Below are 21323 nucleotides of genomic sequence, written 5' to 3'. Positions count from 1 at the left end.
ATGGCAAAAAAACAAAAAGAAGTAACAACTTTTGATGTCCAAGTCGCTGAGTTTATTCGTAACCATAAGAAAACTGGTACTGCGACAGATGACGAAATTAACAATGACCTTGTAATTCCTTTTGCACTTGATGTTGAAGGAATTGAAAATCTGTTGCAACGTATTCAAGATGCAGGTATTGCAATCACGGATAACGAAGGAAACCCAAGTGAACGTGTTCTAAGTACTGAGGAAGAACCCGAACTTAGCGATGAGGATTTAATTGGTTCTACATCTGCCAAGGTTAACGATCCTGTTCGCATGTATTTGAAAGAAATTGGGGTTGTACCTCTTCTTACAAACGAAGAAGAAAAAGAGTTGGCTCTTGCTGTTGAAGCAGGTGATGTTGAAGCTAAGCAACGTCTAGCAGAAGCTAACCTTCGTTTGGTTGTGTCTATCGCGAAACGCTATGTTGGACGTGGAATGCAATTCCTTGACTTAATCCAAGAAGGTAACATGGGGCTTATGAAAGCCGTTGATAAATTTGACTACTCTAAAGGGTTCAAATTCTCAACTTATGCAACTTGGTGGATCCGTCAGGCTATTACCCGTGCCATTGCTGACCAAGCTCGTACCATCCGTATCCCAGTTCACATGGTGGAAACAATTAACAAGCTTGTTCGTGAACAACGTAATCTTCTTCAAGAGTTAGGACAAGATCCTACTCCTGAGCAAATTGCAGAACGTATGGATATGACACCTGATAAGGTTCGTGAAATCCTTAAAATTGCTCAAGAACCAGTTTCTCTTGAAACACCAATTGGTGAAGAAGATGACAGCCACCTTGGTGACTTTATCGAAGATGAAGTGATTGAAAATCCAGTTGACTATACAACTCGTATCGTCTTGCGTGAGCAGTTGGATGAAGTTCTAGATACCTTGACTGATAGAGAAGAAAATGTTCTTCGTCTACGTTTCGGTCTTGATGATGGTAAAATGCGTACTCTAGAAGATGTGGGTAAAGTCTTTAATGTCACTCGTGAACGTATTCGTCAGATTGAGGCAAAAGCTTTGAGAAAACTTCGTCAACCAAGTAGAAGCAAACCGCTTCGTGACTTTATCGAGGATTAAGATAGAGGAGACTGAATATGGCTTACACAGAAGAGCAAATTGAAAACATCAAAACTCGTATTTTGACGGCTCTAGAAGAGGTTATCGACCCAGAATTAGGAATTGATATCGTCAACTTAGGTTTAATTTATGAGATTCGATTTGATGGTGATACCGGTGATACTGAGATTGATATGACCTTGACGACTATGGGTTGTCCTTTGGCCGACCTCTTGACTGATCAAATCTATGATGCTATGACAGATGTGCCAGAGGTTACTAACGTTGAAGTAAAATTAGTTTGGTATCCAGCTTGGACGGTTGAAAAAATGAGTCGCTATGCACGTATCGCTTTAGGAATTAAGTAGAATAAAACAAGAAAAGAGAAATAGCATATTTGTTAGGACATTCCCTACCTTTTATGCTATCTCTCTTTTAATTTGCTGATTTTCTTTCAAGAAAATGATATAATGGATAGTATGGAAAAAGAGAAATTGCGCATCAATATGCTAAGTTCAAGTGAAAAGGTAGCAGGACAAGGTGTATCTGGAGCTTACCGTGAACTTGTGCAACTTTTGAAACGTGATGCGAAAGACCAACTAATAGTAACGGAGAATCTTCCTGTAGAAGCTGATGTTACTCATTTTCATACAATCGACCTTCCTTATTATTTGTCAACATTCCAAAAGAAGCGTTCTGGTCGTAGAATTGGTTATGTCCACTTCTTACCTGATACCTTGGAGGGCAGTTTGAAGATTCCATTCTTTCTAAAAGGAATTGTGAAGCGCTACGTATTTTCTTTTTATGACCGTATGGAACATTTAGTTGTGGTTAATCCTACTTTTATCGAAGATTTGGTTGCAGCTGGTATTCCTCGTGAAAAGGTGACCTACATCCCTAACTTTGTTAACAAAGAAAAATGGCATTCACTTCCTGAAGAAGAAGTAAGGAAACTTCGAAGTGACATGGGATTGAACGAAAATCAATTTGTAGTAGTAGGGGCTGGGCAGGTTCAAAAGCGTAAAGGGATTGATGATTTCATTACACTTGCTGAGGAACTACCGGATATCACCTTTATTTGGGCTGGAGGCTTCTCTTTTGGTGGGATTACAGATGGTTATGAACGCTATAAAAAAATCATGGATAATCCTCCAGAGAATCTGATTTTCCCTGGAATTGTTGAGCCAGAACGGATGAGAGAGCTGTATGCTTTGGCAGATTTGTTCTTACTTCCTAGCTATAATGAGCTCTTTCCGATGACTATTCTAGAAGCTGCGAGTTGTGAAGCTCCCATTATGCTTCGGGACTTAGATCTTTATAAGGTGATTCTAGAAGGAAATTACAGACCAACCACCGATGTGGAAGAGATGAAAGAAGCCATTTTGGAATACAGAGCGCATCCAGAAGCACTAAAAGAATTAAAAGAGAGGGCTAAGGCTATTTCAAAAGAATACTCAGAAGAGCATCTTTTAGAAATCTGGCTAAAATTCTATCGGGAGCAAGCAGCTTTAGGAAAAAAATGAGGTAGTATATGCGAATTGGATTATTTACAGATACTTATTTCCCACAGGTCTCGGGTGTTGCGACCAGTATTCGAACCTTAAAAACTGAGCTTGAAAAGCAAGGGCATGCAGTCTTTATCTTTACGACAACTGATAAGGATGTTAATCGCTATGAAGACTGGCAAATTATCCGTATTCCAAGTGTTCCTTTCTTTGCTTTTAAAGACCGTCGTTTCGCTTACCGTGGATTTACCAAAGCTCTTGAGATTGCGAAACAATACAAACTCGATATTATTCATACCCAGACTGAGTTTTCTCTTGGTTTATTGGGAATTTGGATTGCACGAGAATTGAAAATCCCAGTCATTCATACGTATCATACCCAGTACGAGGATTATGTTCACTATATTGCTAAGGGGATGTTGATTCGTCCAGGTATGGTCAAGTATCTTGTGAGAGGATTTCTTCATGACGTTGATGGGGTCATTTGTCCAAGTGAAATTGTGCGCGACCTTTTATCTGACTATAAGGTAAAAGTTGAAAAGCGTGTCATTCCTACTGGAATTGAACTTGCCAAATTTGAACGCCCTGAGATTGGTCCCGAACACATTAGTGACTTACGGGATAAACTAGGGATTCAACAAGATGAAAAGATGCTTCTAAGTCTTTCTCGTGTTTCGTACGAGAAGAACATTCAAGCAGTTCTAGCAGCTTTACCAGATGTCCTAAAAGAAGAACCAAATGTTAAACTGGTTGTAGCTGGAGATGGACCTTATTTAGACAACCTTAAGGAGCAAGCAGAAGATTTAAAAATTCAAGATTCTGTTATCTTTACAGGTATGATTCCGCCAAATGAGACGGCACTCTTTTATAAGGCAGCTGATTTCTTCATATCGGCTTCTACAAGTGAGACTCAGGGATTAACTTATCTAGAAAGTTTAGCTAGTAAGACACCTGTTATTGCCCATGGTAATCCTTATTTGGATAATCTCATCAGTGATAAAATGTTCGGAACCCTTTATTATGAGGAAAGGGACTTGGCAGGAGCGATTCTTGAAGCCTTACTTGTTACACCGTCAATGGATGAAAAACACTTGGCTGAAAAATTATATGAAATTTCTGCTGAGAATTTTGCTAGAAGAGTCCATGAATTTTATCTAGACGTTATTATTTCAAATAATTTTGCTAAAGAAATAGGGGCTGACGAACCTGTTACAAAACGTATTTTAAAGACAGTTTTCTATATCCCGCAACAGGCTGTTACTATGCCAGTTAAAGGTTCGAAGCGTATGCTTAAGGCATCTAGAAAACAATTAAGAAATTTAAGAAAATATATAAATGATTAATCGAATCAAAGAAAGGAAATAAAAATATGAAAAAGAAATTTATGAGAAGTGGTAGAGATCAAAAAATCGGTGGTGTATGCGCTGGTTTAGCTAATTATTTTGATATCGACCCTACAATCGTACGTGTTATTTGGGGAGTTTTAGCTTTCTGTTATGGTGCTGGACTTATTGCTTACTTAATCTTGTGGGCAATCGCTCCTGTATCAGATGAATATTAAGAACAGAGTATTATAGTAAAGGAGAAAACATGGCATTCGGTGATAATGGTAAACGTAAAAAAACATTCTTTGAAAAACTTACAATGTTTGTAGTATTAGTAATGTTATTTGTAACATTGGCAGGTATCTTTGCTACTGCTATTGGTGTATTTAGCAGATTCTAAAAAGTTAATCATTTTATTGTTTGGCAATAAGTTGGGTGACTGGGATTTCCCAGCCCTTTTTGAAGTGAGAAGAGAATATGAGTATGTTTTTAGATACAGCCAAGATTAAAGTAAAGGCTGGTAATGGTGGCGATGGCATGGTTGCTTTTCGTCGTGAAAAATACGTCCCTAATGGTGGACCATGGGGCGGTGATGGAGGACGTGGTGGTAACGTTGTTTTCGTTGTAGACGAAGGTTTACGTACCCTTATGGACTTCCGTTACAATCGTCATTTCAAAGCCCAATCTGGCGAGAAGGGAATGACCAAAGGGATGCACGGTAGAGGGGCAGAAGACTTAATTGTCCGTGTACCTCAAGGGACAACTGTGCGTGATGCCGAGACTGGAAAAGTCATCACCGATTTGATTGAGAATGGTCAAGAGTTTATTGTAGCTCATGGTGGACGTGGTGGACGTGGAAATATCCGTTTTGCAACACCAAAAAATCCTGCACCAGAAATCTCAGAAAATGGAGAACCAGGTCAGGAACGTGAATTACAGTTAGAACTTAAAATTCTTGCGGATGTTGGCCTAGTTGGCTTCCCATCTGTCGGTAAATCAACACTCCTTAGCGTGATTACCTCTGCTAAGCCAAAAATTGGTGCCTACCACTTTACGACAATTGTTCCAAATCTTGGTATGGTTCGTACCCAGTCCGGTGAATCCTTTGCCGTTGCAGACCTTCCTGGATTGATTGAAGGTGCTAGCCAAGGTGTTGGACTAGGAACTCAGTTCTTGCGCCATATCGAGCGTACTCGTGTTATCCTGCATATCATTGATATGTCAGCTAGCGAAGGACGTGATCCTTATGAGGACTATCTAGCAATCAATAAGGAACTTGAATCTTACAATCTTCGTCTGATGGAGCGTCCACAGATTATTGTTGCCAATAAAATGGATATGCCTGAGAGTCAAGAAAACCTTGAAGAATTCAAGAAAAAATTGGCTGCTAATTATGATGAATTTGAAGAATTACCGCCAATCTTCCCAATTTCAGGTTTGACCAAGCAAGGTCTTGCACCTCTATTAGATGCAACGGCAGAACTTCTTGATAAGACGCCAGAATTTCCAATTTACGACGAATCAGAAATGGAAGAAGAGGCTTACTATGGCTTCGATGAAGAAGAAAAACCATTTGAGATTGGTCGTGACGATGATGCAACATGGGTTCTTTCAGGTGAAAAACTCATGAAACTCTTTAATATGACTAACTTTGACCGTGATGAGTCTGTCATGAAGTTTGCTCGTCAGTTGCGTGGTATGGGTGTTGATGAAGCTCTTCGTGCTCGTGGTGCTAAGGACGGCGACCTTGTCCGTATTGGAAAATTTGAGTTTGAATTTGTAGACTAGGAGATAGCTATGGGTGATAAACCAATATCTTTCCGAGATGCTGACGGAAATTTTGTTTCTGCAGCAGACGTCTGGAATGAAAAGAAATTAGAAGAACTTTTTAATCGCCTCAATCCAAATCGTTCATTGAGACTTGCGAGAATGAAGAAACAAGCCGAAGAAAAAAAATAAGAATAAAAGAACCCGTGATATTCGTATCACGGGTTTTATAGTTTACTGACTATTTTTGATAAGGAATTTCTAGACTAGATTGTGAAAGGTCCACAGTTAATTGATAGTCTGTATTGTCACGGATAGTAATCTCAAAGTCAGTAGTATAAAGAACTAGTCGGATTGTATCGTCTTTTTTTAGTTTGTAAATCGTTGGTTGGAGTTCAAATTGGAATTCCATCCATTCATCTGGCTTAACTTCTTCAATTTTCAATAAATCATGACGATTTTGGAGATTGAGGTAGCCTTTGGTAATAACACGCTGGGCATTTGGACAATATGGTAGTTCACAAAGGTTTTCCAGCATATGGTAACGACCATTATCAATAGTACGAGCAGCCAAAACTCCTGGATATGGTTGTAAGTATTTCTTTTGACCAAGTTCGAGAAGTTGAGCAGAAAGTAAGCCTTTGTTTGTACTTGACTTGAGACGAAGGTTCAGTTTAACACGCCCATTAAGATGAAGGTCTTCTGTCACTTGCAGGTCTATGGTAACCTGATTGACTTTTCCTTGATAGAGTTCATTATTAAAGGTTTGGTAGGTTTTTCCAAAACGTTCGAAGTCAGAATCTTGGTAGTGGTTTTGAATGACAGCTTCTTCAGTACCTAATGTGAAAGTTTTGTGGTTGGTTTGATTTCCAAAGTCATCAAGTTTATGCCATGTTTGAGGAGCAGTATTGTCTTGCCAAACGACTCTTGGTAGTTGGTAGTCAGTGTTTTGACCCAATAATTTCTGTGTCAAAAGGGCATTCATGGATTCACGGAAATCAATTGACTGCCAGTTGTTCATATAAACATGGGCACCGTTATGATAAAAGAGATGTTTCTTAATATTGCTTGGAAGAGCATTGAACATTTGATAGACATGAAGTGGTTTTACATTCCAGTCTTGTGAACCGTGGGTAAAGACAACTTCAGCCTTAATTTTTTCAGCATTGAGTAGGTAGTTTCTGTCATGCCAAAATTGGTTATAATCACCAGTTTTACGGTCTAGATTTTTCTTTAGTTCTTCTATGGAAGCTTTATGAGCCTCGTTTCCACGAATAAAGTCACCAGCTAAGAGATTACGAGAATAAGTTAATTCATCTAATGAATCGAAGTCCTCTCCAGGATAGCCGCCTGGGCTTGTCACAAGACCATTTTCACGATAATAGTTGTACCATGATGAGATACCTGCTTCGGCAATAATGACTTCTAAGCCATCAACTCCTGTAGTAGCAAGGCCGTTAGACATTGTTCCTAAGTAAGAAAGACCTGTAGTTGCTACTTTGCCATTTGACCAGTCAGCTTTGACTTGACGTTTACGACTATGGTCTGTAAAGGCACGACAACGACCATTTAGCCAATCGATAACATTTTTATAGGCTTCAACTTGTCGGTAATCTCCGTTGGTCATTTGACCTTGTGAATCCTTGGTACCAAGACCTGATACATAGATATTGGCAAATCCTCTTGGGAGGAAGTAGTCGTTAAGTGTGTAGCTACTATTGATATGAGTGAGTTTTTCTTCAGCTTCTGCAACAAGTTCAGCTCCCCCAATAGGTTCAACCAAGTCCAGGGTTGGATTTTCTAACGTAATTTCATGTGGTTCCTTGACTTCTAGTTCAGCTTCCATTTTGTAAAGAGCTTTGTCGCTTGCTTTATCATTAGTTCCTTGATGGTATGGACTTGCAGTCATAACAGCTGGAATCTTCCCATTGTATGTTGGTCGGATTATGCTCACCTTAATGAGATCAGGAAGTCCATCTCTATCAGAATCAACACGAGCCTCTACATAAACAACCTCACGAATGACATTGGCAGTTGAGAAAGTTGCCAAACTTTTACCATTGAAGTAATGATAGTCATTGTCCTCAGGAATAAAACCATCACTAACTAGCTGATCAATCAAGATATTTCCCTTTTTAGTGCGCGTATTAAGAAGTTGGTAGAGGTTGTCAATCAGATCTCCGTATACAATTGGGAATGCCGTTTCTTTGTGAAAAACAAGACCATCTTCAAAGTCTAGTAAGTAACTGAATCCAAGTAACTGGAATGCTACAGTATAGAAAATTTCTGGTGTCAATTCACGGTCTGAATTGAAGAAAGTAAGTAAATCAGTTTCTTTATCAACTGCTAAAGCGGAAAGTGGATAGTCGGTATTTTTGTAATTGAAGAAACAAGTTCTAACAAAGGCTTCAAACTGTTCTTTATGTGAAGCTGAAAGATCAAGCTTGAATCCAAGCTCAGATAATTCTTGTAAAGCTTGTTGATTTGTAACGGGATAATAACTAAATTGATTAAAACGCATTGATATCTCCTTTAAAGATTCATTTAAAATTCATTATATCAAAAAAAGATAGAAAATAACAGAAAGAGTAGAGATATGTCTGATAGTCAGGCATGATAAGAGAGTCGATACAAAAACAAGGACAATTTTCATTTTTTGAGTATCCTATAAGGATATGCTATACTAGAAATATGTTAGATTTGGAGAAATATGGCGTGTCCATGTGGGAAGAGGAGAGGATTCTCTCTTTTCGTAAAAAGTTATTAGCTTGGTATGATGAAAATAAGCGGGACCTACCTTGGAGAAGGACTAAAAATCCTTATCATATCTGGGTGTCTGAAATCATGTTGCAGCAAACCAGAGTTGATACAGTTATTCCTTATTATGAACGGTTTCTAGAATGGTTTCCGACTGTAGAGAGTTTAGCAAATGCACCTGAAGAACGTTTATTAAAAGCTTGGGAAGGTCTTGGTTATTATTCTCGTGTTCGCAATATGCAAACTGCAGCCCAGCAGATTATGAATGAGTTTAATGGGGAATTTCCTTCAACTAACGAAGGTATTTCAAGCTTGAAGGGGATAGGGCCCTATACAGCTGGGGCTATTGCAAGTATTGCCTTTAACCTACCACAACCAGCAGTTGATGGGAATGTCATGCGTGTTTTGGCTCGTCTATTTGAAGTCAATTATGATATTGGAAATCCAAGCAATCGCAAGATATTTCAAGCTATGATGGAAATCTTGATTGACCCAAATCGTCCAGGGGATTTCAATCAGGCTTTGATGGATTTGGGTTCAGATATTGAGGCACCCGTTAACCCGAGGCCAGAAGATAGTCCAGTTAAAGATTTTAGTGCTGCCTATCAAAATGGAACAATGGATCGCTATCCTATTAAAGCGCCAAAGAAAAAACCAGTTCCTATATTTTTAAATGCTTTAGTTGTGCAAAATGGCAGAGGACAGTTTTTACTAGAAAAGAATGAAAGTGAAAAGTTACTTGCTGGATTTTGGCATTTCCCCTTGATTGAGGTAGATGAATTTTCAAAAGATGAAGAACTAAATCTCTTTAATCAGGTTGCTGAACCATCCATGCAACTTGGTCCATCACCTCAAGAAAGTTTTGAGCAGGATTATGATTTAGAAGTTGACTGGCAGGATTGTGATTTCAAAGAAGTGAAGCATATCTTTAGCCATCGAAAGTGGCATGTACGAATCCTAGCGGGACAAGTAGTTGATAGTAAAGAGTATAGCGACAAAGAAGTTGTTTGGTTAACTCCAGATGAGTTTGACCTCTATCCACTAGCAAAACCTCAACAAAAAATTTGGCAAGAGTATTCAAAAAGATGCTGACACACCAGTCTTTCGTGTCTTCTTTGCATTTTTTTGGTATAATTGATATAAGGAAAAAGGTGACTATATGAAAAAAATATTGATTGTAGATGATGAAAAACCAATCTCAGATATTATTAAGTTTAATATGACCAAGGAAGGCTATGAAGTTATTACAGCCTTTAATGGACGTGAAGCGATTGAACTGTTTGAAGCTGAAAAACCTGATATTATTATTTTGGACTTGATGCTTCCAGAAATTGATGGTCTTGAAGTGGCTAAAACAATTCGCAAGACAAGCAGTGTTCCGATTATCATGCTTTCAGCAAAAGACAGTGAGTTTGATAAGGTTATTGGTCTTGAACTTGGCGCGGATGATTATGTGACCAAGCCATTTTCAAACCGTGAGCTACAAGCGCGTGTTAAGGCACTTCTTCGTCGTACGGAGTTAGTAGCAGTGGATAACCAAGAGGAAGATACTAAATTGCAAAGTCTTCAAATTGGGGATTTAGAGATTCTTCCAGATGCTTATGTAGCCAAAAAATATGGAGAAGAATTGGACTTAACTCATAGAGAGTTTGAGTTGTTGCATCACTTAGCTTCGCATCTAGGTCAAGTTATTACTCGTGAACATCTCCTTGAGACTGTTTGGGGTTATGATTATTTTGGTGATGTTCGTACTGTCGATGTCACTATTAGACGTCTACGTGAGAAGATTGAAGACACACCAAGTAGACCTGAATATATCTTAACTCGTCGTGGTGTTGGTTATTACATGAGAAATAATGATTGAAGTAATTAGACAAACAATTTTAACCAGAGATTTCGTCTTTGTACTCATTTTAATTGGTTTTATCATGCTTGTTAGTTTTCTCTTGCTTGAAGGCCGTAGAGATAATATCCGACTCAAACAGTTAAATCAAAAGATTAAAGATTTAATTGCTGGTGATTATTCTCAAGTACTGGATATGCAGGGGAATACTGAAATCACTAACATTACGAATAACTTAAATGATTTGTCTGAAGTTATTCGTCTAACTCAGGAAAACCTTGAGCAGGAAAGTAAAAGATTGCATAGTATTTTGTCATATATGACAGATGGGGTTCTTGCAACAAATCGTCGTGGTCAAATCACGATGATTAACGATATGGCTAAGAGGCAACTTGGCGTCGTAAGTGATGAAGCATTAAATCAGAACATTTTAGAGTTGCTCAAGATTGAAGATGAGTACGAGCTTAGAGACTTAATAACTCAAAGTCCTGAATTGATGATTTATTCCCAAAATGTTAATGGAGAGTATATCAGTTTGCGTGTGCGTTTTGCCTTGATTCGTAGAGAATCTGGTTTTATCTCCGGTTTGGTAGCAGTCCTACATGATACGACTGAACAAGAGAAGGAAGAGCGCGAGAGAAGGCTTTTCGTTTCAAACGTTAGTCATGAATTGCGAACTCCTTTGACCAGTGTAAAATCTTATCTTGAGGCCTTGGATGAGGGTGCATTATATGAACCTGTTGCTCCTGATTTTATCAAAGTATCTTTAGATGAGACCAACCGTATGATGCGAATGGTGACGGACCTCTTGCATCTTTCGCGTATTGATAATGCAACTAGCCATTTAGATGTTGAATTGATTAACTTTACAGCTTTCATTACGTTTATCCTAAACCGTTTCGATAAGATACGAGCCCAGGATCAAGAAAAGAAATACGAGTTGGTTCGTGATTATCCCATTACATCGGTCTGGATTGAAATTGATACAGACAAGATGACTCAGGTAATCGATAATATTCTTAACAATGCCATCAAGTATTCCCCTGATGGTGGGAAAATTACGGTTAGCATGAAAACCACTGATGACCAGATGATTTTATCCATTTCTGATCAAGGACTTGGAATTCCTAAAGAAGATTTACCGAAGATTTTTGACCGTTTCTACAGGGTTGATAAGGCTAGAAGTCGTGCCCAAGGTGGGACTGGTTTAGGTCTTGCTATAGCAAAAGAAATCATCAAGCAACACAATGGATTTATCTGGGCCAAGAGTGAATATGACAAGGGTTCAACCTTTACCATTGTTCTTCCTTATGATAATGATGCTGTGAAAGAAGAAGTATGGGAGGATGAAGTAGAAGACAAGAATGAGTGAAAAAGGCTTTAAATATAGTATTTTAGCATCGGGTTCTAGTGGAAATTCCTTCTATCTAGAAACCCCTAAGAAAAAGATTTTAGTAGATGCAGGCTTATCCGGTAAAAAGATCACAAGTTTGTTGGGTGAAATCAATCGTAAACCAGAGGATTTGGATGCTATCTTGATAACGCATGAACATGCTGACCATATCCACGGTGTTGGTGTTTTGGCACGTAAGTATGGCATGGATCTTTACGCAAATGAAAAGACCTGGCAAGCCATGGAAAATAGTAAGTATCTAGGCAATGTTGATTCTTCTCAAAAACATATCTTTGAAATGGGAAAAACTAAAACATTTGGAGATATCGACATTGAGAGTTTTGGAGTTAGCCATGATGCAGTTGCTCCCCAATTCTACCGCTTTATGAAGGATGACAAGAGCTTTGTTATGCTGACGGATACAGGCTATGTTAGTGATCGTATGGCTGGCATTGTCGAGAATGCAGATGGTTACTTGATTGAGTCTAATCATGATGTGGAAATCCTGAGAGCTGGATCTTATGCTTGGCGACTCAAACAACGCATCCTGTCTGACCTTGGTCACCTCTCGAATGAAGATGGTGCAGATGCCATGATTCGTACACTAGGTAATCGTACCAAGAAGATTTACCTAGGACATCTATCTAAAGAGAATAATATCAAGGAGCTAGCCCACATGACCATGGTCAATCAGTTAGCTCAAGCAGATCTAGGAGTAGGAGTAGATTTTCAAATTTACGATACATCTCCAGACACTGCAACACCACTAACAGACATATAAAAAAAGAAGGCAGACGCCTTCTTTTTTATATATTTTTACAATCCAGCGAATTCTTTGATTTCTTGAGCTGACATTGAAGAGTCGCAACGAACCTTAATCTCTCCATTTTCAACATGAACAAAACCTGGTACAGTTGGGATTTCGTAACGTGAGCGGAAGTTTTGCAATGCATCTAGTTGACTTGGTTCTTCGCTGTTAATGAAGTAGATGTGAGCTTTGGTTTCAGCCACCACACTTGCTAATGTGCCAGCAAATTTACGGCAGTAAGGGCAAGTTTTACGGCCAATAAAGAAGGTTGCAGTTTCTTTTTTATCAAGAGCGTCTTGCGCACGCGCAACTGTAGTGACTTCAAGGTCTTTGATATTTTCTAAAAATTGTTCCATGAGATTACCTCGCTTTCATTGATAAGTTTAGTATGCCATAAAGTTTCTAAAAATGCTTAGATTTGATACGAAAAAAAGATGAGATTGGTTGATCTCATCTTTTATAATTTCTTATTTAACAAAAGCATTGATTTCCGCTTCGATGTTAGCAATCTTAGCTTGTGAATCTTCGTTGCTTTCACCAACAACTGCAATGTAGAACTTGATTTTTGGTTCAGTACCAGAAGGGCGAACTGCGATCCATGAACCATCTGCAAGAGTGTATTTCAAGACATCACTTGGAGGAGTAGTCAAGGCTGTTACAGTACCATCAGCGGCAGTGGATGTTTGTGCTTTGAAGTCTTCTACGACTGTGATTTCTGTTGCGTTCCATTCTTTTGGACCATTTTCACGGAATTTCGCCATAATTGCTTTGATTTGCTCAGCTCCATCAACACCTGAAAGGGTAACAGAAATAGTCTTTTCAGCATAGTAGCCGTATTCTTTGTAGATTTCTTCGATACCGTCAGCAAGAGTCAACCCACGTGAACGGTAGTAAGCAGCAAGTTCTGCAACAACAAGGACAGCTTGGATAGCATCTTTATCACGTACGAATGGTTTAATCAAGTAACCGAAGCTTTCTTCAAATCCCATCATGTAGGTGTGATTGTGTTTGTCTTCGAATTCTTGAATCTTTTCAGCAATAAATTTGAAACCAGTTAAGACGTTGAACATAGTTGCGCCGTAGCTTTCAGCAATCTTAGTAACCAAGTCAGTTGATACGATTGATTTGCAGAGGGCAGCATTTTCTGGAAGGGTTCCAGCATTTTTGTGGGCTTCCAAGATGTATTTAGCCATGATAGCACCGATTTGGTTCCCTGATAGGTTGAGGTAGCTACCATCTTTTTGAAGAACTTCGACACCAACGCGGTCAGCGTCAGGGTCAGTTGCGACAAGAACATCAGCACCTACTTGGCGACCAAGTTCTTCAGCAAGAGCAAAGGCTGCTTGATTTTCTGGGTTTGGAGATTTCACAGTAGAGAAGTCTGGATCTGGTGTTGCTTGAGCTTCCACGACTTGTACAGAGTCAAATCCTGCTTGTGCAAGTGCACGGCGAGCCAACATTTCACCAGTACCGTGAAGTGGTGTGTAGACAATCTTCATGTCTTTACCAAATTCTTCAATCAAGGCTGGGTTGATGTTTACATCTTTAACTTCTTTGAGGTATTCGGTATCGACTGCTTCGCCAATAACTTCAATCAAACCAGAAGCTTTTTCAGCTTCTACATCAGCAACTTCAACAGCAAATGGGTTTTCGATAGCACGAATATAAGTTGTCAAAGCATCTGCATCATGCGGAGGCATTTGACCACCATCTTCACCATAAACCTTGTATCCATTAAATGGAGCTGGGTTGTGACTAGCTGTAATCATGATTCCTGCAAAACAGTTGAGGTGACGAACAGCAAATGAAAGTTCTGGAGTTGGACGAAGACTTTCAAAGACATAGGATTTAATACTGTGTTTAGCAAGAACTGCTGCAGACTCAAAGGCAAATTCTGGAGAGAAGTGACGGCTATCGTAAGCAATGGCTACACCACGTTCTTTTTCATTTCCCCCTTTTGACTCAATCAAACGAGCCAAACCTTCAGTTGCTTGACGGACAACATAGATGTTAATACGGTTTGTACCTGCACCAATCAATCCGCGCATACCAGCTGTACCAAATTCAAGATTAGTATAGAAGGCGTCTTCCTTTGTTTTTTCATCCATATTTTCTAAATCTTGACGAAGGTAGTCAGGAAGTTCTGCAAAATTTACCCATTTTTGGTAATTTTCTTGATAAGTCATAGGAAATCTCCTTTATTATATATTCTAATCGGCTTCATTATACCATGAAATGAAGTTTTAGTAAAACGTTAGCATGAGTTTCTGATAAGTTGTAAAATGTAGCTTAAGAACAACCCTTGAACGGCTTAAAGAAACATGCTATACTAACTGTATGATTATTTTACAAGCAAATAAAATCGAACGCTCTTTTGCTGGAGAGGTTCTTTTTGAGAATATTAACCTCCAAGTAGATGAAAGAGATCGTATCGGTCTTGTTGGGAAAAATGGAGCGGGTAAGTCTACACTATTAAAGATATTAGTCGGAGAAGAAGAACCAACCTCTGGAGAGATTAATAAGAAAAAAGATATTTCCCTTTCTTACTTAGCACAGGATAGTCGATTTGAGTCGTCCAATACTATCTACGATGAGATGCTCCATGTCTTTGACGATCTCAGAAAGACCGAGAAAACTTTGCGGCAGATGGAGCTTGCGATGGGGGAAAAAACTGGGGCTGACTTAGAAAAACTCATGCAGGATTATGACCGTCTATCAGAAGAATTCCGTCAGGCAGGAGGCTTTACTTACGAAGCGGATATTAGGGCTATCCTCAACGGCTTCAAGTTCGATGAGTCTATGTTGCAGATGAAGATTGCAGAGCTCTCTGGAGGTCAAAATACTAGATTAGCACTTGCAAAAATGCTCCTTGAAAAACCAAATCTCTTGGTTTTGGACGAGCCGACTAACCACTTGGATATTGAAACCATCGCCTGGTTAGAAAACTATCTGGTTAATTACAGTGGTGCCTTGTTAATTGTTAGTCACGACCGTTATTTCCTCGATAAGATAGCAACCATAACGCTCGACTTAACCAAACATTCTTTAGATAGATACGTAGGAAACTACTCAAGCTTTGTGGAACAGAAGGAGCAGAAACTTGCAACGGAGGCAAAAAACTACGAAAAGCAACAGAAGGAAATTGCTGCTTTAGAAGACTTCGTCAATCGGAATCTCGTTCGAGCCTCAACAACAAAGCGTGCCCAATCCCGACAGAAACAACTAGAAAAGATGGAGCGTTTGGATAAGCCTGAAGTTGGTACTAAATCAGCCAATATGACATTTCATTCTGATAAAACATCCGGGAATGTTGTTTTGACAGTCGAGAATGCTTCTATTGGCTATGATGGTGAAGTATTGTCAGAGCCCATCAATCTAGACCTTCGTAAGATGAATGCAGTAGCGATTGTCGGTCCTAATGGTATTGGTAAGACTACCTTTATCAAGTCTATTGTTGATCAGATTCCCTTCATTAAGGGTGAGAAGCGTTTCGGTGCCAATGTTGAAGTTGGTTACTATGACCAAACTCAAAGTAAGTTAACACCAAGCAATACTGTTTTAGACGAACTTTGGAATGACTTTAGATTGACGCCAGAAGTAGAAATCCGTAATCGCTTAGGTGCATTTCTTTTCTCGGGGGATGATGTTAAGAAATCAGTTGGTATGCTTTCAGGTGGAGAAAAAGCTCGCTTGCTCTTAGCCAAACTTTCTATGGAAAACAATAACTTCTTGATTCTCGACGAGCCGACAAACCACTTGGACATCGATAGTAAGGAAGTCTTGGAAAATGCTTTGATTGACTTTGATGGTACTTTACTTTTTGTCAGCCATGACCGTTATTTTATCAACCGAGTAGCCACTCATGTTCTAGAATTATCTGAAAATGGCTCAACCCTCTATCTTGGTGATTATGACTATTATGTCGAAAAGAAAGCAGAGATAGAAGCTAGCAAAGTAGTGGCAATGTTAGTTGATAGCAATAAAAATGAAGAAACTCCAGTTAATGATTACCAAGCACAAAAAGAAAGTCAAAAAGAACTTCGTAAGTTAATGAGACAAATTGAAAGTCTTGAGACAGAAATCGAAGAACTGGAAACTCAAGCTCAATCAATCTCTGAACAAATGCATACCACCAATGATGCGGATGAACTCATGCAATTACAAGCAGAACTGGATAAGATTAGCCAGCGACAGGAGGAATCTATGCTGGAGTGGGAAGAGTTGTCGGAGAAAGTTTTAAAATAGAAAAAAGCAACAAGTTTGTTGCTTTTTTTGTTTACATATATCCACCCTGAGGGAATCGAACCCCCATCTCAAGAACCGGAATCTTACGTGATATCCATTACACTAAGGGTGGAAACTCTCATCATTATATCAAAAATAGGACTTTTACTCAAGACTAATATAAATATAAAAAGAATAAGAAAAAGGCTTTAGCAATATCTAAACCCTTTTACATTTTTAGTTTTTTTCAAGAAGTGCTTTGATTTCTTGAAGAACTTCCAATTCAGTTGGACCAGCTGGAGCTGCTTCAACTTCTTCTTTCTTACGAAGGTTTTGAGCTTTCTCAATTCCTTTAACTACAAAGAAAAGAACAGTACCAACTACTACGAAGTTGATGATAGCGCTCAAGAAGTTACCGTAAGCAACACCGTTCCATGAAAGTTCAGCAATGCGGTCAACTTTCGCAGCTTTCAAAGCTGGGTTCAATAGTAGTGGAGTGATGATATCGTTAACGAATGAAGTTACGATAGCACCAAAAGCAGTAGCGATGATCACACCGACAGCAAGGTCTACGACGTTACCGCGGAGCAAGAAATCCTTAAGATCCTTTAACATAATCTTTTTCCTTTCAAAATTTTATCAAATTTTTACAGACAAAATTATATCGTAAATCTATATTGAATGCAAGAAAAGTGCTCATTTATTTTTAAAAACAAAAAGCTTGCTAAATAGGTAATTTAAAACAACAATTGTAACTTGAGCAAACCCTATTTCAATCGTATTAATTATATTAATATCATCACCTACAAATTGACCAATTATATGAGGAAACTTGGTAACAAAAATAAAGGTTAATGCCATATCAAGTAAGAAGGTAAAAAGTCTAGCTCCTGAGAATTTGATAAGTCGTCTAAACCAATTTGCTCGTTTTTGTTTAAAAACAATGGTGTCATTCGTGAAGAAAGCGAATAGAATACCTGTTATATTTCCTAAAGCAGTAGCGGTTAATTCTTGCTGTGTCAAGTAAAAAATAATCATGCGAGTTCCTACAGAAACAATAGTAGTAGCAACGCCGAAAAACAAATAAGACAAAATTTCATTATCGAAGAATTTTTTAATGTATCTTTTCATAAGATTAGTATAGCATAAAGCATTTAAATGTGCTATACTAATAAAGTTGACTTGCTCAACCCTTGGTGCTTAGCTTCTTTCACCAAGCATATTAGACGCGGGAGAGCCGCTAAAGGAGAAAATATGAAAAAACTTACTGTCCGTGATTTGGCAGATATTGCCATTGTCGCAGCTATTTATGTGGTGTTGACAATCACACCACCACTGAATGCCATCAGTTATGGCGCCTATCAGTTCCGTATATCTGAAATGATGAACTTCTTAGCTTTTTACAATCCTAAGTACATTATCGGGGTTACTCTTGGATGTATGATTGCTAATTTCTTCAGTTTTGGACTCATTGATGTCGCTGTAGGTGGAGGCTCAACTCTTGTCTTCCTTAGCTTAGGAGTTTGGTTGTTCAGTAAATATAGTAAAGACTATCTTTTTAATGGATTGATTCGTAAAGATCATTTCTTCTTTTCAATTCTATTTTCAATTTCAATGATCACCATTGCTGCTGAATTAAACATCGTAGCAGAAGCACCTTTCTTCTTTACCTGGTTCACTACTGGTATCGGAGAATTCGCTTCACTAATTGTCGGTGCCATTATCATTGGTAAAATTGGTCAACGTATTGATTTGACTAGATAAAGATATCACATGAAATATTATTGAAAAGGGCTGAACTTTGTTCAGTTTTTTTCTTTGTCCATGAACCTAGAAGCTCAACAAAAGTGGTATAATAAAGAAAAAAGGGATTATTTTAATATGTATGGTTATCGTATTTCAGTTTTTGAAGTCCTTTGGAAAAATCAGGTCATTAGATTTTTGTTAATTTTTTTAGCACTATTTTATTTCTATCTTTTTTTCCAAAGAGTTAAGACATCTTTAAAAAGTGGTGGGAGTATGTTGGATCCTTTTCATATTGCAAAGGGAAGATTATACATTCACACGATTATTCTTTTTAGAAAAAGGATTGTTCCTCTAGCTGAAATTAGACAGATTGATATTGATTACGTTCGAGGGAGAAGAATGAATGGGGACAGGTATCATCTGTACTTTACAAGGAAAGATGGAAAATCTTTTACTTTTCATTTTGGAAAAAGCAAAAGAAACGAGGAGTTATTGAAAAATCTTGCCAATGTGGCCAAGAAGTGCCATATTAAAATCTATTATTATTATTAAGAGTCGATTGCTAAAATTGAATTGTTGTCACTTGTGACAATTGTCAAAGCCAGGAGAGTAGCTAATATGAATCAACTACAAGTAATAAGAGAAGATAAACAACTAAGAATTTTATTGATGCAAGAATGCGATATTCTCTTTTATGACCAGTTGAAAGAGGTTGAATTTTCTAAGAACAATGAAGTTTATTCTCTTTCGCCCATAGCCTTTGCTAAAGACGGTAGTGGGGGAGAATATGTAATTCTTGAGGATCAGAGTATAGGTTTTATAGGGAGTGAAGGCCAAGTTGGTCGGGTAGCCGAAAGCCTTGATGAATTGCTTACTTTCTTACTTCATGCTGGTTCTATCTCAGACTTTTCCTGTCGGTTGCTCTATCAAAACAAGGATTTGTTGTTAAAATTCTGTCAGGGATTTATTTACAAAGCACGAGAAAACTACCAGTCAAAAGGTGAATTGTGGGATAAAGTGAGAGCCGGACTCGCACAAGAGTTGGGACTTGAATTTCAGCCAGAGAAACTGCAAGAGTTAGCGTTCAATTTTTATCAATCAGCGATAAGAACTCCACTATTTACTTGTAAATATGGTCATGGTGAGAATGAATATGTCTGCGATTCTGTTTTATCAGATATTGTCGGCTTGTGGGTTTCAGAGCTGGTAGGGTTGACTGCAGAAGAAATTGAAGATTTTGTTAGTACTAAAAACAATCAAATGTAAAGAACAAAAATTTATTTTTACTTAACTGCACTCTATTTAACCTTCTAGGTGCTTTGATTTCTGGATGGTTCTTTGCGAATTCGTCAGCATTTTCACATCTGACTCACGATAGTTATTTACCAAAACTAGTAGCTAAGAAATTAGCGCGTCCAAGTGAATTAGTTTTACTTGAAGGTATCCTTGCCAATGTGTTTGTTAATATCGCCATTCTGTCTTCAATCTTAGTCAAGGATGCGTCTGCAAAACTTTGGATTATTTTGTCAGCAATTTCGATGTTTGTATTTTTATCAAACGAACATATTGCTGCAAATTTTGCTTCATTTAGTATTGTTAAATTCAGCATTGTTGCTAATGAAGTTCAGCACTTTGAAATCGCAAATATTCTCCGTCATTGGGGGGTCACCTTTGTTGCTAACTTAATAGGTGGTGGACTTTTAATCGGTTTACCATATGCTTTTTTAAATAAAAACGAAGATACTTATGTAGATTAAAATTTTAATAGAAGTAGAGAGATTCACTTGGTTTCTCTCTTTTTATTTTTCTTTTTTTAAAAAATATATTAAATATTAGAAATAAAGCTAGAAGTTCAGGAATTATTTTACAAAAATTTAAAGGTTAAAAACTTAATACTACAAGGATGTAAACGATTCCGATGTTTTTAAAAAATATTAGGAATTGATTTAGGAAAGTCTTCCCATTGTATCGGTTTTATGTTATAATATTCACAAATAAAGTTTTAGGAGTTTATATGGTTTCATCAGAATTTATCTCAAAAATTGAATTTGCTTGTAAAAAGAAAGAAAGTCTTTATTCAAATAGCAAATTCAAGTATGCTATCCGTTCAATGTTTGCAGGTGCATTCCTTACCTTCAGTACAGCAGCAGGAGCAGTTGGTGCAGATTTGATTAATAAGATTGCACCAGGTAGCGGACGATTCCTTTTCCCATTTGTTTTCGCTTGGGGATTGGCTTACATTGTCTTCTTGAATGCTGAGTTGGTAACATCAAACATGATGTTCCTTACAGCTGGTAGCTTTTTGAAAAAAATTAGCTGGAGAAAAACAGTAGAAATTCTTCTATATTGTACTTTCTTTAACTTAATCGGTGCCCTTATTGCCGGTTGGGGATTCGCTCATTCAGCAGCCTATGCAAATCTCACTCACGACAGTTTCATTTCTGGTGTTGTAGAAATGAAACTAGCACGTTCAAATGAATTAGTATTGCTAGAAGGTATTTTAGCGAATATCTTTGTAAATATCGCAATTCTATCATTTGTTTTGGTTAAAGATGGTGGAGCTAAACTTTGGTTGGTTCTTTCAGCCATTTACATGTTTGTATTCTTAACAAACGAACACATCGCCGCAAACTTTGCTTCATTTGCTATTGTGAAATTCAGTGTTGCTGCTGATTCGATCGCAAACTTTGGTATCGGAAATATTCTTCGTCACTGGGGTGTAACCTTCATCGGTAACTTTATCGGCGGTGGTCTACTGATGGGATTGCCTTACGCCTTCTTAAACAAAAACGAAGATACATACGTAGATTAAAAGTTGGATTGATTCCAACTTTTTCTTTTTGTTTTTCCATGCTATAATGAAAGT

Annotated in this window: 22 protein-coding genes, 1 tRNA gene, 1 pseudogene and 1 riboswitch; of the genes and pseudogenes, 18 read left to right on the top strand and 6 right to left on the bottom strand. The window is 38.0% G+C overall.

All coding sequences use genetic code 11. From position 1 onward, the window contains the following. The 8 genes from rpoD to NMM19_RS05095 all read left to right on the top strand — a co-directional run bounded on the left by rpoD (nucleotide 1) and on the right by NMM19_RS05095 (nucleotide 5878). Nucleotides 1-1110 (top strand): RNA polymerase sigma factor RpoD, encoded by a 1110-nt coding sequence (rpoD, locus tag NMM19_RS05130; protein WP_178895100.1) that lies wholly within the window; start codon nucleotides 1-3, stop codon nucleotides 1108-1110. A gap of 17 nt (nucleotides 1111-1127) precedes the next feature. Then, nucleotides 1128-1457: a metal-sulfur cluster assembly factor gene (locus NMM19_RS05125; RefSeq protein ID WP_006145447.1), complete on the top strand. Its 330-nt coding sequence runs from the start codon at nucleotides 1128-1130 to the stop codon at nucleotides 1455-1457. A 102-nt stretch (nucleotides 1458-1559) separates the two neighbouring features. Beyond that, a complete protein-coding gene (locus tag NMM19_RS05120; RefSeq protein WP_254730229.1) occupies nucleotides 1560-2612 on the top strand; it encodes a glycosyltransferase family 4 protein in 1053 nt (350 codons plus the stop codon). Between the two features lie 8 nt (nucleotides 2613-2620). Then, nucleotides 2621-3937: a glycosyltransferase family 4 protein gene (locus NMM19_RS05115; protein WP_178895099.1), complete on the top strand. Its 1317-nt coding sequence runs from the start codon at nucleotides 2621-2623 to the stop codon at nucleotides 3935-3937. Nucleotides 3938-3963: 26 nt separating this feature from the next. After that, on the top strand, nucleotides 3964-4155 hold the full coding sequence (locus tag NMM19_RS05110) for a PspC domain-containing protein (protein ID WP_052689745.1): 192 nt from the start codon (nucleotides 3964-3966) through the stop codon (nucleotides 4153-4155). Between the two features lie 29 nt (nucleotides 4156-4184). After that, nucleotides 4185-4319: a DUF4044 domain-containing protein gene (locus NMM19_RS05105; RefSeq protein ID WP_045615867.1), complete on the top strand. Its 135-nt coding sequence runs from the start codon at nucleotides 4185-4187 to the stop codon at nucleotides 4317-4319. Between the two features lie 77 nt (nucleotides 4320-4396). Then, complete coding sequence (gene obgE, locus NMM19_RS05100; protein WP_016465925.1) at nucleotides 4397-5707, top strand: GTPase ObgE; 1311 nt, start codon at nucleotides 4397-4399, stop codon at nucleotides 5705-5707. A gap of 9 nt (nucleotides 5708-5716) precedes the next feature. Next, nucleotides 5717-5878, top strand: a complete 162-nt coding sequence (locus tag NMM19_RS05095) for a hypothetical protein (RefSeq protein WP_006148428.1) — start codon at nucleotides 5717-5719, stop codon at nucleotides 5876-5878. A 49-nt stretch (nucleotides 5879-5927) separates the two neighbouring features. Here NMM19_RS05095 and NMM19_RS05090 read toward each other — a convergent pair whose 3' ends face one another. Then, nucleotides 5928-8207: a Xaa-Pro dipeptidyl-peptidase gene (locus tag NMM19_RS05090; RefSeq protein WP_178895098.1), complete on the bottom strand. Its 2280-nt coding sequence runs from the start codon at nucleotides 8205-8207 to the stop codon at nucleotides 5928-5930. Nucleotides 8208-8377: 170 nt separating this feature from the next. On the opposite strand from NMM19_RS05090, the gene mutY reads away from it, so the two are divergent. The 4 genes from mutY to NMM19_RS05070 all read left to right on the top strand — a co-directional run bounded on the left by mutY (nucleotide 8378) and on the right by NMM19_RS05070 (nucleotide 12460). Next, nucleotides 8378-9535 carry an A/G-specific adenine glycosylase gene (gene mutY, locus NMM19_RS05085; RefSeq protein ID WP_178895097.1) on the top strand — a complete coding sequence of 386 codons (1158 nt, stop codon included), beginning with the start codon at nucleotides 8378-8380 and terminating at the stop codon, nucleotides 9533-9535. Between the two features lie 67 nt (nucleotides 9536-9602). Next, nucleotides 9603-10307 carry a response regulator YycF gene (gene yycF / locus NMM19_RS05080; protein WP_178895096.1) on the top strand — a complete coding sequence of 235 codons (705 nt, stop codon included), beginning with the start codon at nucleotides 9603-9605 and terminating at the stop codon, nucleotides 10305-10307. Continuing rightward, on the top strand, nucleotides 10300-11658 hold the full coding sequence (vicK, locus tag NMM19_RS05075; protein WP_178895095.1) for a cell wall metabolism sensor histidine kinase VicK: 1359 nt from the start codon (nucleotides 10300-10302) through the stop codon (nucleotides 11656-11658). Before yycF ends, vicK begins: the two co-directional genes overlap by 8 nt. Beyond that, on the top strand, nucleotides 11651-12460 hold the full coding sequence (locus tag NMM19_RS05070; RefSeq protein WP_178895094.1) for an MBL fold metallo-hydrolase: 810 nt from the start codon (nucleotides 11651-11653) through the stop codon (nucleotides 12458-12460). The genes vicK and NMM19_RS05070 overlap by 8 nt, the downstream gene beginning before the upstream one ends. A gap of 35 nt (nucleotides 12461-12495) precedes the next feature. On the opposite strand, the gene NMM19_RS05065 is transcribed toward NMM19_RS05070, so the two are convergent. Together NMM19_RS05065 and NMM19_RS05060 are read right to left on the bottom strand one after the other, a co-directional pair. Next, nucleotides 12496-12843, bottom strand: a complete 348-nt coding sequence (locus tag NMM19_RS05065) for a PedC/BrcD family bacteriocin maturation disulfide isomerase (RefSeq protein ID WP_178895093.1) — start codon at nucleotides 12841-12843, stop codon at nucleotides 12496-12498. 111 nt (nucleotides 12844-12954) lie between these two features. Next, nucleotides 12955-14673: a phospho-sugar mutase gene (locus NMM19_RS05060; RefSeq protein ID WP_178895092.1), complete on the bottom strand. Its 1719-nt coding sequence runs from the start codon at nucleotides 14671-14673 to the stop codon at nucleotides 12955-12957. 151 nt (nucleotides 14674-14824) lie between these two features. Between NMM19_RS05060 and NMM19_RS05055 the strand changes: the two genes are divergently transcribed. Continuing rightward, entirely contained in the window at nucleotides 14825-16732 is a 1908-nt protein-coding gene (locus NMM19_RS05055) for an ABC-F family ATP-binding cassette domain-containing protein (protein WP_178895091.1), read from the top strand. A gap of 40 nt (nucleotides 16733-16772) precedes the next feature. On the opposite strand, the gene NMM19_RS05050 is transcribed toward NMM19_RS05055, so the two are convergent. The 3 genes from NMM19_RS05050 to NMM19_RS05040 form a co-directional block, all read right to left on the bottom strand. Beyond that, nucleotides 16773-16844: transfer RNA gene (locus NMM19_RS05050), tRNA-Arg, on the bottom strand. 104 nt (nucleotides 16845-16948) lie between these two features. Continuing rightward, the gene (gene mscL, locus NMM19_RS05045) at nucleotides 16949-17326 is read right to left on the bottom strand and encodes a large conductance mechanosensitive channel protein MscL (protein WP_178895090.1); all 378 of its coding nucleotides are present in this window, start codon (nucleotides 17324-17326) and stop codon (nucleotides 16949-16951) included. An 81-nt stretch (nucleotides 17327-17407) separates the two neighbouring features. Continuing rightward, nucleotides 17408-17842: a GtrA family protein gene (locus NMM19_RS05040; RefSeq protein ID WP_178895089.1), complete on the bottom strand. Its 435-nt coding sequence runs from the start codon at nucleotides 17840-17842 to the stop codon at nucleotides 17408-17410. A gap of 28 nt (nucleotides 17843-17870) precedes the next feature. Continuing rightward, nucleotides 17871-17968: riboswitch (PreQ1 riboswitch) on the top strand. On the opposite strand from NMM19_RS05040, the gene NMM19_RS05035 reads away from it, so the two are divergent. The 5 genes and pseudogenes from NMM19_RS05035 (at nucleotide 17966) to NMM19_RS05015 (ending at nucleotide 21269) form a co-directional block, all read left to right on the top strand. Next, nucleotides 17966-18475 (top strand): QueT transporter family protein, encoded by a 510-nt coding sequence (locus NMM19_RS05035; protein ID WP_004252705.1) that lies wholly within the window; start codon nucleotides 17966-17968, stop codon nucleotides 18473-18475. (Overlaps the previous riboswitch by 3 nt.) A gap of 60 nt (nucleotides 18476-18535) precedes the next feature. Then, complete coding sequence (locus NMM19_RS05030) at nucleotides 18536-19009, top strand: hypothetical protein (protein ID WP_148131272.1); 474 nt, start codon at nucleotides 18536-18538, stop codon at nucleotides 19007-19009. A gap of 66 nt (nucleotides 19010-19075) precedes the next feature. After that, nucleotides 19076-19723 (top strand): hypothetical protein, encoded by a 648-nt coding sequence (locus NMM19_RS05025; RefSeq protein ID WP_178895088.1) that lies wholly within the window; start codon nucleotides 19076-19078, stop codon nucleotides 19721-19723. Nucleotides 19724-19740: 17 nt separating this feature from the next. After that, nucleotides 19741-20214: pseudogene (locus NMM19_RS05020) on the top strand (formate/nitrite transporter family protein); the annotation flags it as partial. 257 nt (nucleotides 20215-20471) lie between these two features. Further along, complete coding sequence (locus tag NMM19_RS05015) at nucleotides 20472-21269, top strand: formate/nitrite transporter family protein (RefSeq protein ID WP_254730226.1); 798 nt, start codon at nucleotides 20472-20474, stop codon at nucleotides 21267-21269. Nucleotides 21270-21323 lie beyond the last annotated feature (54 nt).

Origin of the sequence: Streptococcus sp. CF8_St5-17, from assembly GCF_024295665.1 — a bacterium.
Classification (GTDB): domain Bacteria; phylum Bacillota; class Bacilli; order Lactobacillales; family Streptococcaceae; genus Streptococcus.
The sequence above is the reverse complement of the archived record's forward strand: the minus strand, read 5'-3'. Positions and strand labels throughout refer to the sequence as shown.